At 52.1% G+C, this 16,464-nt stretch carries 11 protein-coding genes; 5 read left to right on the top strand and 6 right to left on the bottom strand.

The features are described 5' to 3' along the window. Window positions 1-403, top strand: a 403-nt coding sequence (locus tag E5201_RS12330) for an AbrB/MazE/SpoVT family DNA-binding domain-containing protein (protein WP_219993635.1), incomplete at its 5' end; no start/stop codon positions are given. A 67-nt stretch (window positions 404-470) separates the two neighbouring features. Here the strand turns inward: E5201_RS12330 and E5201_RS12325 are convergent. The 6 genes from E5201_RS12325 to E5201_RS12300 all read right to left on the bottom strand — a co-directional run bounded on the left by E5201_RS12325 (window position 471) and on the right by E5201_RS12300 (window position 10,537). Continuing rightward, the gene (locus tag E5201_RS12325) at window positions 471-3,080 is read right to left on the bottom strand and encodes a TonB-dependent receptor (protein ID WP_140986415.1); all 2,610 of its coding nucleotides are present in this window, start codon (window positions 3,078-3,080) and stop codon (window positions 471-473) included. An 85-nt stretch (window positions 3,081-3,165) separates the two neighbouring features. Beyond that, complete coding sequence (locus E5201_RS12320; RefSeq protein ID WP_140986414.1) at window positions 3,166-4,194, bottom strand: FecR family protein; 1,029 nt, start codon at window positions 4,192-4,194, stop codon at window positions 3,166-3,168. After that, on the bottom strand, window positions 4,191-4,709 hold the full coding sequence (locus E5201_RS12315; RefSeq protein ID WP_246050686.1) for an RNA polymerase sigma factor: 519 nt from the start codon (window positions 4,707-4,709) through the stop codon (window positions 4,191-4,193). Before E5201_RS12315 ends, E5201_RS12320 begins: the two co-directional genes overlap by 4 nt. Window positions 4,710-4,744: 35 nt before the next feature. After that, window positions 4,745-6,793, bottom strand: a complete 2,049-nt coding sequence (locus E5201_RS12310; RefSeq protein WP_219993626.1) for a beta-galactosidase — start codon at window positions 6,791-6,793, stop codon at window positions 4,745-4,747. A gap of 93 nt (window positions 6,794-6,886) precedes the next feature. Then, a complete protein-coding gene (locus tag E5201_RS12305; protein WP_140986412.1) occupies window positions 6,887-8,542 on the bottom strand; it encodes a GH35 family beta-galactosidase in 1,656 nt (551 codons plus the stop codon). A gap of 27 nt (window positions 8,543-8,569) precedes the next feature. Beyond that, window positions 8,570-10,537 (bottom strand): rhamnogalacturonan lyase, encoded by a 1,968-nt coding sequence (locus E5201_RS12300; RefSeq protein ID WP_246050684.1) that lies wholly within the window; start codon window positions 10,535-10,537, stop codon window positions 8,570-8,572. 377 nt (window positions 10,538-10,914) lie between these two features. On the opposite strand from E5201_RS12300, the gene E5201_RS12295 reads away from it, so the two are divergent. The 4 genes from E5201_RS12295 to E5201_RS12280 are packed head-to-tail and all read left to right on the top strand — an operon-like array spanning window position 10,915 to window position 16,326. Continuing rightward, entirely contained in the window at window positions 10,915-13,518 is a 2,604-nt protein-coding gene (locus E5201_RS12295) for a sensor histidine kinase (RefSeq protein ID WP_140986410.1), read from the top strand. Continuing rightward, on the top strand, window positions 13,499-14,170 hold the full coding sequence (locus E5201_RS12290) for a hypothetical protein (protein ID WP_140986408.1): 672 nt from the start codon (window positions 13,499-13,501) through the stop codon (window positions 14,168-14,170). Before E5201_RS12295 ends, E5201_RS12290 begins: the two co-directional genes overlap by 20 nt. A gap of 7 nt (window positions 14,171-14,177) precedes the next feature. Further along, window positions 14,178-14,765, top strand: a complete 588-nt coding sequence (locus E5201_RS15135) for an HNH endonuclease (protein WP_140986406.1) — start codon at window positions 14,178-14,180, stop codon at window positions 14,763-14,765. Further along, the gene (locus E5201_RS12280; protein ID WP_181404626.1) at window positions 14,752-16,326 is read left to right on the top strand and encodes an Eco57I restriction-modification methylase domain-containing protein; all 1,575 of its coding nucleotides are present in this window, start codon (window positions 14,752-14,754) and stop codon (window positions 16,324-16,326) included. The genes E5201_RS15135 and E5201_RS12280 overlap by 14 nt, the downstream gene beginning before the upstream one ends. The last annotated feature ends 138 nt before the right edge of the window (window positions 16,327-16,464 follow it).

The raw sequence follows: 16,464 nt of genomic DNA, 5'->3' as shown, positions 1-16,464 counted from the left end.
GGAAGGATGTTCAGCTTCGTGCTCGACCACCATTCGAACGGCGCGGACGCGCACTTCAGGGGAAAATTTGTTTGTCGTCTTGCTTGTCATAGACCCTACTTCTCACGAGTTGGGGTCTCCGGCAAACCCGGCGCGGTTCAATCCAAGAGGAAATGAAGTGGAAAAAGAAGACATAACGAAATCCAACTGGGATGTTGAATGGCAATGTCTTGATAACGGTGACCTTCAGTGTCTTATCCCAGACGAAATAGTGGCGCAACTTCAACTCCGTGAAGGGCAGAAGGCGCATGTTTGGGTTATGGATGGAACGATTTTTATCAAGCCGAAACGGCGATTGAGTCAGAAAATTAGCCGATATTTGAAGAGCGCTGCTATTTTCATTCGTAAGAGTAGCAGACTTTAAAACGCGAAAGGATAGCGTGTCACTGACTTCGGCGGAGGTATGTGGGTCGCGCATTCTAAGCAGAGCGTCACGGACTATATGTCAAACGCAAGCCCACATAACGCGCGGAATCCCGAGCCGGTATCTGGATGACTGACACGGGGTGGGTGCGTCCGTCCGATTGGCGGGTGGCTACATAAAAGGTATCGAAGATATTGCTGACGAAGACGATGAGTGCGTATTTTTCGTCGCGGTCATGCAGACCGACGGACATATCCAGAATACCGAAAGATTTTTGGCGGGCGTTGGGATGCTGAGTCATCGCAAATGTCATCCCGCTCTGCCATCTGTAGGCGGTGCTGACCACAAGCCAGTGGTTTGCATCCGGCCGGAAATGATTGTCGCTTATCAGGTTGAATTTCCAGCGGGAAGCGTTTGGAAGTTGACGGTCGGAAATGTTCTGATGGGCTGGCGTACCTGTGCAGCCTTCCTGGGACGTTTGCCCGATATAACAGGGCGCGTCCGGGTAGCTGACGATTTTGGCGTCAAGATAATGACCGGCAAAGGTGAGCCGCCAGTCAGGCATCACCCGTAAAAAGGCATCGAATTCGACCCCCTGCGTGCGCACTTTCTCCACATTAGTCAGGAAAGTTGTTGACGTATCATAGTCAATCACCTGACTTTGGAAATTGTCGTAATCGACCCGAAAAACGGAAACATTGGCATAGTCGCCTTTGGTGTTACGCACCCGCCATCCGGCTTCGACAGACCTTGCCCTTTCCGGTCGGACAGGTCCACCATCCGCGCGGGCCTGATCAAAGCCGCTTGAGAGATCAAACGCGGAGCCTTTGTAGCCTGAGGCCATCGCTACATAGAGCGTGTTGCCCTGCTCGCTTGTACGCTGCAAACTTGCACGATAACTGGTCGCTGTTTCAGAATGTTCACCTGAAAATGTGGCCTCTCTGAGCAGGTCATCAAATCGATAGCCGATAGTTTTGTGCTGGGTTCGCGCCCCGACTGACAGCGATAGTCGCGGCCTGAACGTCCAGTCGATTTGCCCGAACAGGTCCGCGTCACGATTGGTGGCCAGAGCATTCCATCTGTGTGGGATAAATGCCGGGCCGCGCGCGCTTTTGTGCCTGACCTCATGTTCGGAGAAAAACACGCCCACCATATATCGCAGGGAATCCGCTGGTGACAGCAGGCGAAATTCCTGCGTTTTGCCTGTAGCGCGGTAGTTGCCGAACTGAACATTGCCTTCGACGGAAAGGTTCGCAAAACGCGGTTCCGCATGTATCAGTTGTTCATAATCAGACGGGTGCAGTTGACCGGCACTGATCTGGCGGGCGGCATAGTTCGGCAGGACGCCCCCGTCTGAATCGACCTGATCGTGCATACGGAAATCTGTGGCGCTACTAACGGAGGTAAACCGGAATCCGCCGCCAAAAATATGCTCAAACCTAATCGACGCCCCAAAGTCCGTCAGGTCGGCGAAGGTTCGTGTATCCTGCCGTAGAGAGCTGTTTGTCTTATCAGGTTTGACACCGGCGAGGAAACTGTCCTGCGGTTCCTGAACCGGCCCACCATCGGGATTTAGGCTTACGCCTTCAGGCGCTGAATGCAATGTGTAGGCACAGCAGGTGGTGCGGTTGTGATTATACCAGACCGACCCAAGTGCCTGCGTTTGATTATTGGGTGACCACAACAGCTTTGTTCTCAGGCTCTGGCTGGCATAGCCGTTAACCCGCTTGTTCAGCGTCAGATTTTTGGCTGAACCGGCATAGTCACCCAGATTTCCGGCGATGCGGAAATAGAGATCCGGGCCTGCGGGGCCTGAGGTGTAAAATGACGCCCGATATTCCTGATCAGAAGTCAGAACACTGGTGGCCGAAGCCGTGAAATTTTTGGTCGGCCCGGTCGTCATAATATTGATGATCCCCGCCGAAGATGATTTCCCGTAAAGGGTGTTTTGCGGACCACGCAAGGTTTCGATACGGTCAACATCTGTCATATCAACGAAGGCACGGGCCTGAAACATCGCAGGCACATCATCGACCTGCACAAGCACACTCGGTTCCGCCGAGACGGAGATGGCAACCGTGCCTATGCCGCGTAATGAGTAGGCACTGTTGGCAGGGGTATCGCCCTGAATGACCGTCAGGGCCGGAATGACCTTGGATAACTCCTCAATCTGATCTGTGCCGGACACCTCTAATGACCGCGCCTTGACCTGTGATACAGCCATAGGCACTCTCTGAAGGTGTCGTGGTCGCTTGGTGGCGGTGACAATTACCTCGACAGGCTCAGGTTCCACAACGGGAGGCGCTGCGCGTGCGGGTGGTGGGGGGAGTAACTCGGTGTCATTGACCTTATAGAGAATGGCGACACCGGATGGACGAACCCGAAACCCCAGTCCGGTACCTTCAAGAAGCTTTTGTAACGCCTGCTGGCGTGTGAGAGGGCCTTTGACCGCCTTGCCTGTCTTGCCGGCGATGGCACCCCCGTCATAGATAACCTGCTGACCGGATTGGGAGGTATAGTCAAACAGGGCTTTATCAAGGGGCTGTGCAGGGATATTGAACGATTGGGCGCGGGTTTGTGCAATGGCTATGTCAGGCGATAGCATTAACGGCCATATGCCTGTGGCAATGACTAAACCTGACCACCTCAGGGCATGAATCCCCAGCCTCAATTTCATTCAGCGAATCCAGCATGCCTGCGGCTGCTATGTGCCGCTTTTCTGGTACATAGCCGAAAAAGAAACAGGGGTCACGGCCTTCTGCCTATTGGTCCGAGAGAATGTATCCGGTTTTAGTCTGACGCGCCCTGAACCCGTGGAAGGTTGCCACACCATCAACGAACGCCGCCTGATCGCCCGCTTTAAAAACGCCGCTTATCTTAATGTCCTGACGCTTGATATTTTGAAGGGTAATTTTATTCTCGGAATACCGGTTGGCCCGTTCCACCGCCAGACTTAAGGGTTCCTGATCAAAGGCCAGAATCCCTTTTTGCCACCCAAGGTCATCGCTTTTGCGTGACGGTACCACGCGCGTCGAATTGGCCGCTGTCGAATAGACATACGTTGAACCCGGCTCCAGAGCCACTTCTGTATAGCTTTCGGCACCTTCAGGGGCTGAACCGGACAAGCCTATTGCCGCTTTTTTAGCCATAATCGCCACATGGCCCTCATAGAGCACTACCCGCAGTTCCGAATTCAGCTTTTCGACCGAGAATTCTGTGCCGGTGGCGACTACGGTTCGATCCGAAGCCTCAACCGTAAACGGACGAACGGGATTGCCCGCAACTTCAAAATTCGCCCGTCCATGTGTCAGCCATACCTGACGCATATTGCGGCTGAACTGCACCTTGATCGAGGTGTCAGCGTCGAGCGTAACCTTTGATCCGTCATTGAGAGCAACCACGCGGCTCTCGGCGGGGAGAGTTGCGTAAATGACCGTTTCAGGTGCCTTGAAAAATGTAAAATAGCTTCCGGCGGTAACCGCAAGCACCAGACTGGCTGCTATAGCCGCACCCCAATAGCGGCGTGTGTTGTTACGCGCGTGACTCTTTTTTGCCTGCCTGAATCGGCTCAGTGCATCAGATCGTTGAATATCAAATTCTGCGGGCAGGGGATCGACATCGAAACTATCCCACACCCTGAGCGCTTCTTTTAACGCCTCAGCATTTTCAGGGGCTTCGGCCAGCCAGGCATTAAGGTCGCGCTGTTCCGCCGCAGTGAGTGGCCCAGCGGTTAACAATGTGCACCAGAAGGCGGCATCCTGAACAATGTCTTGTGGTTTAGAGTGGGTCATCCGCCTTGCCCCTCGTTACTGAGTTCACGCATGATGTGCTCCATGGCCTTGGCAATGTGTTTACGAACGGCGCGTTCGCTGATGTGGTAGCCTGAGGCGATGTCACTCTGTTGCAGGCCTTCGATGCGATAAAGGATGAATATATCCCGTGTCTTTTCCGGCAGGTCATCGAGGTGTTTTGAAACCGCCCTTAAGGATTCACGCCCAAGCAAGATGCGTGACGGATCGAACAGATCGACCCTATCCATGTCCTCCAGATTCTGGCGCGCCATGTCGGAATTGCGCACCTTCACCTTGCGCGCACGGTCACGCAGGATGTTGGCGGCGATCTGGAAAATATAGGCGTCGACGTTTTCGACCTCACCCGAATAGGAAGCAATCAGGCGCACAAAAACCTCCTGCGTCATGTCTTCCGCATCACTGCGGCTGACGGATCGACGCATATAGAAAGACATCATCGCCGACCGGTAGCGGTCGTTGAGGCGTTCGATATCTGTCTGAGGTTTTGCGGTCACGGTTTTCACAGCTTTGGACTTAATCCCTTCTCCAGCTATTCCAGAATATCGACACCATTGATACCGAGTTGCAGCTTATCATTCCAGTTTTCACCGGTTAGGAGGCCTTTCCTGCGGCCATCGATGTTGATCTCGACCGGTTTGCGGCTCGTATTAACGTACAGTGTGCGGCCATCGACGACGCGGGCATAGACGCCTTCGGGCGTTACCGGCCCCGCCTCTATACCAAGTTCCTGATAAAGCTGGCGGTACAGGGGTTGAAGCACTGCGGGCTGTGCATGGGTGGCAACATAGATGGCCTTGCCCTTGCCAAAGCGGTTTACCGTGACGACCGGCGGAGCGCCTTCGATGTTGGAAAACCGCGCCATAACTTCGGCTGTGGATGGCTCAAGTATCTCGTAATGGTTGATGGTGGTCTTGAAATCTATCCCGTTAATAGTGCCGGTCAGCGGTTGGGGGTTATGGTAAAATTCGCGGGTTTTTAGACCGAAAATATCACTGAGATTGCCCGGCAAGGGCGTGTTATAGAACTGGTTGTTTTCATTCACCTTGGCCGACAAGGCCGTCATGATGACCGTACCTCCATCGCTGACATATTTGCGTACGGCGTCGGTTGAGGCCTTGTCCATCAAATATTCACCGGCGATGACCAGCAGCTTGTACCGGCTCAGGTCTTCGTGAGCGATGTTGATGACGGCTACGTCGATATTGTCATTATACAGCGGGCCAAAGGCGTTGAACTTATGATCCCTGTAGGGGGTCGTATAGTACTTGTTCAGCCGGATGCCTTCGGCTTCACGGCTCGCGGCCTGTCGCGATTCCCATGAATAGGAGACGGCTATCTCGGGGTTAATCTCACGCGGGAAGCCCAGTGTCTGCATCGTCTGGAATTCTCTGGAGATGGTGCCCCATTCCTCAAGCTTCCATGAGGCCGTGTCATCGTGGTCGATGAGGCCGAAGATGATCTGTTCTTCGCCACCAAGGTGGCTGTTGAAGGTCCAGGCGAGCATACCCTGACCGCCATTCAGCAGGCCGAAATAGCCCAGCATACGTGAGCGGCCTTTTTCGCCATAGAAACCGAAATTCCCTGCCTGAAATTCGTTAAACCACACCGGCGACGACATGGCGCCTTTCATCATCATGGTCTCAAACGCGCCCGCGATCGGGTTTCCGGCATAGTACCCGAAGGCCCCATGTGTCGTGTACTGGCGATAGGTGGCCAGATAATCGAAGCCACGGCGGGCCGAGTCGCTGAACAGGTTGGATATGGCGGGCTTGGTTGGCGCATTCTTTTTGCGAAGCGCCTCAAGGTCGTTCAGTATATCAATCGAGGCATCCGACCAGAACCGGCGCATATCGAGGTAACGTTCATTGGGGCCTACGCCGGAAACGCTCGGGATCCGGATCTGATCCCAATCGGTGAGGGTGCGTGACCAGCGTTGTGTCGCCCAGGCCTTGTTCACGGCTGACAGGTCGTCGTACTTTACCTTCAGCCAACTGATGAAGCGCTGGCGGACGGGTTCGGAGAACGACATATAGCCATTGCCGATCTCGTTATTATAACCGATGGCGATGACAGCAGGGTGGTTGCCATAGCGCTGGGTTAATCGGTCGGCGAAACGGTGCAGCAGCCGACGGTAATCGGGATCGGTGATGTCGTCCATATAGCGCTCGGCCGGATAAAGCTTTGTGCCGTCTTCCCTGACGAGTGTAACCCCCGGATAGGTCTGGTGCAGCCACAGGGGCGCAGGCGATCCGCCGATATCGAGGATGACCTTGATGCCCGCCGCGTGCATCTGGGCTATTACCGAGTCAAAGGCCTCAAAGGTGAACTGACCTTCGCGCGGTTCGAAATAATCCCACGACAGGTCGCCCATACGCACGACCGTCAGCCCCGCTTGTTTCATATAGGCTATATCAAGCTTGATCTGCTCGGGCGACCGGTCAACCGGCTGGTAACAGGTGCCGACAAATAACTGGCCCTGACCCGCCCAGTCGGCGCGGCTCTGCGCCTGCTGCGTCATGACCGGTGAGGCTGCCGATAACAGAGTCGCCGTTGCAAACATCAAGGCCTTTAGTTTCATTCCTGTAATTCCTCAAATTCCTGTTTATATCCGCGATGAGGCGGCGGTCCTGTGAAGACGACCCGCCTTACGGATCGCCTTCACACCCACAGCCTATTTGTAGCGATAGACTTTCAGTTTCTGGATGCCGAACTTCTCCGGCGGCAGGCGCAGATAACGACCCTGACCGCTTTCATCACCATTGAGCCAGCGCCCGCCGACCCATTGACCATCGATAAATTCACCTTCGACAATCTGTTCGAGGCCAACCCGATAGCCTGAGTTCTGCGCCGCATCCGAGAATCTGATGATCACGCCACGGCCCGCCGCCAGAAATTCGTCCTTACCCGTCTGGATGATCAGGCCGCCATGAGCGGCGATATCCTGCGTGTCTTTGGGCGTGCGGGAATCAACCATGGAGACGGTGAGGGTATAACCGCCCAGATCGAAGGTGCGCGGGGTCTCGTCCAGCACCCCTTCGTAGCTTAAAGGAGCCTTGAAGCCGCGCATGGTGCCCTTGCCTTGGTTGGCGAGCACGATCGGCGCGATCTGGGTCAGCACGCGATAGGCGTCCGTCAGTGGGTGTGTTTCATGATCTGGCAGAGTTTCGATATGGAACGGCGCAAACCCTATCCCGTCCAGCTCACCAAGCGTATAAAACGCATTGCCGCCTGCGTCGGTTTTACCGGCTCTGTTGGCTTCAGGCACGAATACCGGATTGTCGGGACGTTTAAACTTATCGGCCCACTCTAGGTAATTCGGGTAATAGATATCCATGGCCATCAGGTCGATGTCCGGCCCGCCGGCTTTCCAGATGTCGAACAGATGCGGCAGAGGGCCTGCGCTCGGGTATTCGCCCGGCTTTTGCTCAGGGCTGTTGAGCGCCACATTGACGTACATCGGCATATCATAGGCAGCCTTACCGGACTTGGTCAGTTCATTGAGATAGACCGCATAGCCCCAGGCCTGAAAGATTTCCTGAGCCTCGATGCTGTCGCCAAAGACCTCAGACCATGTACCTGCGGTTTTGTTGCCTTTGGCGGCCCAGACGTCACGAACATAAGGATGTAGACTGGCCTTGTGCTTTTGCAGATAGGCGGTCAGGGTCTTCGGCACCTGCCCCTTATAGGCGGCTTGCGCTTGCGGGCTATAGTCACGCACGACGGGCAACATGCCCGGCTCGTTTTCGACCTGCACCATGACGACGGTGTGGTTCTTATCGAAGGTCTTCAGGTGGCCCATGAGTGCGCCAAACACCCGCTGGTTTGCCGTCAGATTATCCGGATCGTAAGGGCTTAAAATATCCAGAGGCACACCCTTGTCGTCCTGCGCCCGACTATAGGTTTTATAGTTGTGCTTGATATAGGGCGGCGCATAGCTGGACATGGAATTTTTCCACGCACCGAACCACAACAGAACCACCTTAACATTATTGGCTTCGGCCTGTTTGATCAGGCCCTCAAGCGGGGCGAAATCATATATCCCCTCTTTGGGTTCGATCTGATCCCACTCGACCGGCGCAATGATCGTATTCAGGCCTATGGCCTTAAGCGTCGGCCAGTAGCCATCCAGATATTTGAGGTCCGAGGCGGTCGAATTGCCAAGCTCACCGCCCAGAATCAACAAGGGTTTGCCATCAACGATCAGTTGTGTGGCCGTGCCCTGTTTTTTTAAGTGCGGCGCGTCTTGTGCAACGGCGCTCAAAGGCATGGCCAGAGATGCGGTAAGGCTTAAGGCGGTAAAGAGGTTTATCCAGCGTTTGCGAGTCATAGAAATTCTGCCTGTAGTGAGATGAGATTATTTTGTTGTCGGTTTTACGAGGGTGATTTGAGGAGTTGGCGGTGCCTTCATGCCATCGCCCAGATAGAAGCTTGGGTGAGGTGGCTGGTTGTAGGCGCTGTTCTGCCAGGCAAGGGCGACGCGGTACTGCGCATCGTGCAGAAGCGTCACCAGACGGTGTTTAGTGGGATAGGGCGTCGCATAGATACGCAGCGATTGATGGTCTGCGGCTGCCCAGATTACTTCTTCACGCCAATCCCCGAGAATGTCCCCGCTGAACAGCGGCGCGCCCGGCGATATCGTGTTCTCTGCCGTCAGTAAGCGTTCAGAGCGTTGTTCCTGCCAGTTCCATTTGTAGATGGTGGTTTTCTCAAGTTGTTCGCGCAGAAGGTCGCCATCCCACCAGACCGCAAACTTGTTGGTTTGCGGCTTGACCGTACCGATTGAATTGCCCCTGGCGTCACGCACATCGGGGTCATTGGCTGTCCACGACTCGGCTCCCGCATAGCGCGGATCAATGTCCATGATAATGCCGCGCCCATTGTCGCGGTTGCCGGAAATCGTCCATAGGCGTTCGCCAGTGGCGGCATCCAGCATGGCCGTAATGATGCCTCCGTTACCAGAAGGCTGCTCGTGGACGCCAAACCGCTCAAGCCCCGGACGTGACGGATCAAAATTGCTGACATGAAGCGCATCGCCATGCCGGAGTTCAGCCGACCAAAGGCCCGCGCCGTTATCGTCGATGGCCATGGACCCATAGATGATCTCATCGCGTCCGTCGCCATCGACATCGGCGACCGAAAGCGAGTGATTACCTTGTCCGCCCCATTTTGCGGGTTCGGGCTGTGCGTCTGAATCGAATGTCCAGCGCTGCGTCAGCTTGCCGTCGCGATAGTCCCATGCCGCCAGCGTCGAGCGGGCATAATAGCCGCGCGTCATGATGATGCTGGGGCGCTGCCCGTCAAGGTAGGCGGTGCCTGCGAGAAACCGGTCGGAACGATTGGCATAGCCGTCGCCCCATGTTTCGGTGAGTTGTTCTGCCGTCGGGGCATCGGTGCGGGGATCGCGAGAAGGCCAGAAAAGTTCGCTGGCCCGTGCTTCGCCGGTCAGGCCGTCAAAGATCGTGAGAAACTCAGGACCTTTTATAATACGGCCCTGCAATGGTGCGATCATACTCCCGTCGGCTTTAACCACGCCACCGGTGCGGTCAGTCGATGGGGTTTCTCCACCGGTTTCGCGCCAGTCGGCATCAGGATCCCCCAGAACCTTGCCTGTGCCGTCTATGGTGCCGTCGCTGGTACGCACGGCCATTTCGGCACGCCCGTCGCCATCGTAGTCGTAAACCTGAAACTGCGTGTAGTGGGCACCGGCACGTATGTTCCGTCCCAGATTGATCCGCCACAGCTGCTTGCCTTCAAGCGTATAGGCGTCGATATAGACCTCACCGGTATAACCGTCGAAGGCATTATCCTTTGAATTGGACGGGTCCCATTTAACGATGATCTCATAACGGCCATCGCCGTCCAGATCGGCGACACTGGCCTCGTAAGCCATATAGCTATAGGCTTCTCCGGTCGGCGTGACACCGCCTTCAGGGCGTTGGATCGGCACGCTGAGGTAACCGTCCGCCCAAGCCCTTACCGGCTCACTTGCCTCTGTGGTCTTGCCCTTGAGGCGGGTTCGGATAACGTAGGTGGACTGGGGTGTTCCGTCCTTATCTACAAGGTTCGTAGCGCCACTTAAGGTGCGGCTATTTATCTTTTTGCCGTCCCGATAGACGTCGAATGTCGTCTTGGGCGCATCTGTCGCCAGAAGACGCCAACTCACCAGATTGCCACCGTTAATGGCAGGCACTGCGACCGCGCCCCGATCCAGAGTTTCCATCCAGCGCGGAGCAGCTTGCGCGCCGAGACCAGTGAGAAGCCCGAGCGTAGCGACGCTCACAAGCAAGTCGTGACGCAGTTTAAACCCGCAGTTTATGATCATATCATCCGCCCTTCATTTCTTGTTATTCCCCGATCCAAATAGGGAATAAGTGCGTTCATGAGGGGTATGACGTCTGGGCTTCAGGAAGCGGAACTCTGATCTTTAAGATTGCACTTTATCGAGAGTGCCTCGATCGTTTCTGGAACCTATTCAAGGTACATAGTTAAACTCTTCGTGTTGGTGGCATCGAAACGGGTTTTTCCGTAGTTGGCCCTTTGCAGACTTTCGCCGTCAAAGAAAATTTTAAAAGCAGACATTTAGAGAGCTGTGCGCATTTCGAACGTTCGTACTGCTATCTGTCCGCTTAGAATCAAAGATGTTTTCTCGTTACAGGGTGCGAAGAATCCGATACGGTTCGTCAACCGTGAGATAAAATTATGACTAAACAACTTTCATTCAAAGTGTCTGCTAAGACGGCTCGTCTCATTGGCCGTGAAAATGTGTCAACAGCGGACGCGGCGGTTTCCGAACTGGTCAAGAATTCTTACGATGCAGACGCACGAGTGTGTGTGATCGCGTTTCGAAAACGCTACACCACACTTCCCCTAAGCATCTCTGAGTCTGAATATAACGAGCTACTCGCCATCGTTAATGACGCTAGCCAAATTTATCATAAGGACGGTATTAGGTACAATTTAGTCGGTGATTTTAATGAAGAGAGTGGCGGGAAAATAAATTCTGACATTTTGCGTATACGAGACCTTTGGATATTAGACAACGGTGCGGGAATGTCTTCCGATGCCATTGAAAAGAACTGGATGGTTATCGGGACAAATTTCAAGGAGCAAAATGTGCTGTCGGCCGCCGGTCGAACTCGTACCGGGGCAAAGGGTATTGGTCGATTTGCATTGGATAGGCTTGGTGAAACCTGCAAGCTAAGTTCAAAAAGTCTTACATCGGATGGAAGCGATGTAACGTTGACCTGGCGAGTGGATTGGCGCGCGTTCGAGGATGAAAACGCGGTCTTAGATCAGGTTAAGGCAACGCTGGACGAAGGCACAGCCGATTTCCAATCAGATGTTACTGAGCTGCTGAGTATAAAGGAAATCAGCTCAGTCTTGCAGCCGAGGCCAAAAAAAAGCGACGAACCCATAAAAGAGGGCGAGATAGAGAGTTTCAAGTGGGACACTGGCACCTGCATTAGAATTTCTGGCTTACGAGATGCGTGGGCGGCTGAAGCAACCAGCAGACTTCGGCGCGCGCTCTCATCCCTCGTGCCACCAGATGAGCAATCGTCCTTCAAGATCGTTGTCTACGATGATAGTTCGCCCTCAACTGATATTGAGATATTTTCTGAAGTCCTAGAGGACTACGACTATAAGTTAGAAGTTGAGTTCTCTGAAGAGGGTGTGGCGACCTATACAATCTGGCGTAATGAGCTTAATGTAAGTGAATTTCCATCCGAGCTCTTTTTAAGAGAAGAAATGAAAGTGTTTCCATTTGACAAAGCGTCATTTGGAAAGAAATCTATAACGTACACAAAGACCCTCGAGCAGATATTTGGCCCTAAAAATATAAAGGCTATTTCCACCGCTAAAATACTTGGTCCATTTTCGGCTGTATTTCGTTTCTATAAGCTTTCGCTAGGCTCAGGAGACGACCAGCGCAAGTATCCTTATCGGTCGTTCAATCCGGGCCCTCGAAAGGATTGGATGGATCGCTTCGCGGGTATAAAGATCTATAGAGACAATTTCTTCGTCCGCCCTTATGGCGAGGTTGGAAGTCGAGCTTTCGACTGGCTCGGCTTAGGGCAGAGACGTGCCGCAAACCCCGTTCAGCCCTCCCGGAAAAGCTGGCCAGTTTCACCGCAAAACATTTCTGGTACGGTAAAAATTTCGAGACAAGCAAATGCGGCCCTTGGCGATCAGTCGAACCGTGAAGCAATTGTCGAGAGCCCTGAATTTGAAGTGTTTATTGACTTGCTGCTCCGTTCAATTCGCGAGTTCGAGCGAGATCGCAGTACGATTTTATTCAATTTGCTTGAGTTGTTCAAAGAACTTGATGAAGACGAGCTGACGCGACTGAAGGGGGAAAAGATAGCAGAAAAGTTGGTCAGAGAGGCCGCCAAAGAGTCGGCTCAGAAGGGCAGTAAACTGCAATCCTTGCCGCTAGCCTTGCCGCCAACCGCACAAGAAGAAGCCCTGACGCTAAGCAAGACCGTCAAGGTGCAGCAAGCTGAAATTCGCGACCTTCGGGAAGAGCAGGTGATGCTGCGCTCGCTAGCCACTTTGGGGACTGTACTTGTATCCTTTTCACATGAGATGGGCCAACTCCAGAATGCCATGGGAACACGTGCAATCGAGATGGCGGGAATCTTGGGTGATTACATTTCAAGAGAAACGGCTGCTCTCGAACAAGATGCCTTCAACCCATACATAATGCTCGACGAGTGGGCAGAAGAAGACAGAAAGGTAAAGCAGTGGTTTAGCTTTGCGCTGAATTCCGTGAGGCCCGAACGGCGACGTCGGAAGCATATAGATATACAGGCCCACATCAACACCTTGGCTAATTATTGGAAGGGGTTTCTCCTGCCTCGTGAAATTGAACTCAAGTTGGATCTGAATGTTTCTCCTTCGCCCAATGTACTCGCATATGAGATAGATATTGATAGTATTTTTAACAATTTGATCCTTAACTCCATTGAGGCGTTTACCGACTCGGTTTTGGACACTCCCCGCCTTATAACTATTGAATCGATTGTGAATGTTAAGGGAGAATTGCAAATTGACTACACTGATAACGGTCCTGGGCTTGATCTAACTATCGGCAAGCCAAACGATATTTTTGAATTTGCTGTGACTACAAAAAAGGATTCATCCGGCAACGCGATCGGAACGGGGTTGGGCATGTGGATTCTTGAATCGATCGTTCGTAGTAATGGCGGCTCAGCAGATGTGCGAAATCCGTTAGGGCATGGATTTGGGATCGAGATTCGCCTACCTATTTCTAGAGTTGATGAAAATGAACCTTCTGTACATTGATGAGGAGCCTGCGGAAGGAAATCGGGTAATCCGAGCCGCATACCGGTCGGGCCATTTTTCCAAAAGCGAAGTGTCAACAATTCTTCCTTTAAAAAATATGGAAGAAATGATCGAGTATATAGTAGAATCAAAGTGCCAAGTTGTTATTTCGGACTATAAGTTGGGAGATAAGAAAACAGGTATCCAGTACGATGGCTTGGATTTAGTTCGGGAATTCCAAGATCGATACGAAGGGTATCCTTGCTTCTTGATGACCAACTATGTTGGAGAAGCTCTAAACCATAACATCGATGTAAATGTGATCTTCCCGAAATCCGATTTAGAGCCGGATGAGAACGGCAAGCCCAAAACAGAACTGCCGTTTTTTACGCGGGTTAAAGCTAAAATCGACGAGCACCAAACCACGATCCAAACCAAGGCAGAACGGTTGATTGGGCTGCAAAATCTATCTGCAGAGCGCGCACTCACTGCTGACGAGCTGCAAGAAGCCTTGGATCTTGATGATTTTCTTGAAGCAGCTATGAGCAAAAATGACGCTGTGCCGCGTTTATTGAAGGAAAGTGCATTAGCTCCTTTCAATTCTATACTGCAAAAAGCCGAAGAGTTGCTTGGCAGGTTAGAGGTTGAAATCAAGAATAAGAGCGGAAATTAGGTGCAAGATGCTGAGAGATAGGGTTCCTGTTCGGTCTGCTCCGGAGATCAGATCTGCCTACGCGGCATATAAGCCCACTTTGAGGATAGATTTCGATAAAGCGTGTGGGTACTGCGACACACCGGACTCATTTCTGGGGGGGAAGTCAGTCTATCACGTGGAGCACTTCGCTCCGCACTCAAAATTCCCCCTCTTAAAGATTGCCTATTCAAATCTGATATACGCTTGCCCGTTCTGTAATCGTTCAAAGTCAAACACATGGATTGGCAGCGATGCATCAATCTCCCACAACGACATCGAGGGTTTTGTCGACCCTTGTTCGGTCGAATATGAAATACATCTAGATCGGTCGGCCGATGGTCGGTTCCTTCCCCGCACTCCTGTTGGTGCGTATATGATCAAACATTTGAAGCTGAATCTCATTCGCCATCAGTTTGTGTGGCAATCGAAAAAAATTCGAGAGCTTAGGGATAATTTACGCGCGGTAAAAAGCGGGTTATCCGCTAAAGATTCCAGCTACCTTCAGCTGCTTGAGGCGATCGACGAGTTGACAATCCTATACGATAAATTCAGGGATCAGATTGTTGACGCCTGACCGAAGCACGCGGCGGACGCATGGCGTAGTTTATACACCCCAAAGCGTAGCCGATGAGATCGCACGCATCTGCAGTGCTTTGCCTGGACGCGTTGCCAGCATCCTTGAGCCAAGCTGCGGAGATGGCGTTTTTTTAAGAAGTTCACAGTGTCGCTTTACCAGCGCCGCTGTGACGGGCGTAGATATTGATGGTGTCGCGCTGAACGCGGCGCGCCAAAATCTACCCGCCGCCAATTATGTGCAATCGGATTTCTTGTCGTTCGCCCAAGAGGCGGCGGACGTGCGGTTCGACCTCGTAATCGGCAACCCTCCATATGTTCGCAAGCATAACTTTTCAGCTACCGTGAAGCTCGGCGTGGAGGCGCTGTCGGTTAGATCCGAGTACCCAATTACCCATTTAAAAAACGCTTGGGTTGCTTTTGTGGTTGCAGCCGTGGGCATGCTTTCACCTAAGGGGACCTTGGCTTTTGTCGTTCCTTACGAGCTCATCACGGTAAACTACGCTGAATTTTTAAGGGGGTGGCTTGCTGCGCGGTTCAAGCAAATCGATATATACGTGCCTGAAGAGAAAGCCTTTAAAAGCATTGATCAGGACGCAGTAGTTCTTGTCGCTACGAATGCTGTTCCCGATAAGGTTGGTGTGAATTTTCACAAGGTCTCTAGCTTAGACAATTTGAATAAAGATGCCACAAGGTGCAAAGCGGCTTCTGTGTCAACTAACATGGAGAGTATTTCATTTATATTAGATGCCAATGAAAGAGATTTTTTAGCAAAGGTGTATGCCGATTTGAATAAGGTTGGCGACTATTGCGATAGCTCGGCAGGCACTGTTACGGCTGCAAATGATTTCTTCATATTGAGAAAGGAAGATGTTTTTAGATTTGGATTAGAGGATTGGGCTCGGCCAATTCTAAAAAAGGGCGCATATGTCAAATCGCTTCCTATATTTTCAAGTGACGACTTCCAATCACTTGAAATGAGTGATCCTTGTTACTTAATAGATTTTTGCGCCTCAGACGGAAAACCTCTTGATGGTCATGCTTATGCATATATCTCAATGGGCGAAGACCTGGGTATCGATAAAAGGTACAAGTCTCTTCACAGGCGTCCGTGGTATAAAATTCCAGTAGTTCGGCAAGCTCCGGGGTTGTTTTTTAAAAGATCACACAAGCTTCCAAAGTTATGCATGAACAAAGCAGGCGTTCTTTCTACTGATACTGCATATCACGTGTACCCTAAGCTAGGTTACACGATGGAGAACATATGTTTTTCATTCTATAATTCATTGACGTTACTATTTTGTGAGATTGAAGGGCGATTTTACGGTGGAGGCGTGCTTGAGTTGACGCCAAAAGAGTTCAGGCGGTTGCCATTGGTGTACTCATCGGCCAGCGTTGCAAAGAACGAAGCCTTTTTAGCTGCGTTTAATGATCAATCGAGGATATTAGATTTAGGTGACGAGTGGCTTAGGGAAAGTAAGATATTTGACGCAGATGACTTGAGTCTTTTTCGATCTATACTCGTAAAAATGCAGACGCATAGATTACGCCACGGCGCCTAGCTCAATCACCTTCCCCCTGGGGTTGTGTGTGGTGAACTTTCAACTGCATTCTTTCAGAAGAAGATTTTGCTAGGACGGATGCCGACCATTTTTTATTTTGGAGTAGCCCTGACTGTCGTAATGTCAATTTTCCACAGC

This window comes from Asticcacaulis tiandongensis (assembly GCF_006475605.1).
Taxonomy (GTDB): Bacteria; Pseudomonadota; Alphaproteobacteria; order Caulobacterales; family Caulobacteraceae; genus Asticcacaulis; species Asticcacaulis tiandongensis.
Note: the sequence above shows the minus strand (reverse complement) of the source record. Positions and strands in the feature narration are given on the sequence as shown.

Excerpts from the sequence above, each read along its gene's own strand:
- E5201_RS15135 (WP_140986406.1), top strand. The coding sequence starts at position 14,178 with ATGCTGAGAGATAGGGTTCCTGTTCGGTCTGCTCCGGAGATCAGATCT.
- E5201_RS12290 (WP_140986408.1), top strand. The coding sequence starts at position 13,499 with ATGAACCTTCTGTACATTGATGAGGAGCCTGCGGAAGGAAATCGGGTA.
- E5201_RS12300 (WP_246050684.1), bottom strand. The coding sequence starts at position 10,537 with ATGATCATAAACTGCGGGTTTAAACTGCGTCACGACTTGCTTGTGAGC.
- E5201_RS12295 (WP_140986410.1), top strand. The coding sequence starts at position 10,915 with ATGACTAAACAACTTTCATTCAAAGTGTCTGCTAAGACGGCTCGTCTC.
- E5201_RS12305 (WP_140986412.1), bottom strand. The coding sequence starts at position 8,542 with ATGACTCGCAAACGCTGGATAAACCTCTTTACCGCCTTAAGCCTTACC.
- E5201_RS12310 (WP_219993626.1), bottom strand. The coding sequence starts at position 6,793 with ATGAAACTAAAGGCCTTGATGTTTGCAACGGCGACTCTGTTATCGGCA.
- E5201_RS12325 (WP_140986415.1), bottom strand. The coding sequence starts at position 3,080 with ATGAAATTGAGGCTGGGGATTCATGCCCTGAGGTGGTCAGGTTTAGTC.
- E5201_RS12320 (WP_140986414.1), bottom strand. The coding sequence starts at position 4,194 with ATGACCCACTCTAAACCACAAGACATTGTTCAGGATGCCGCCTTCTGG.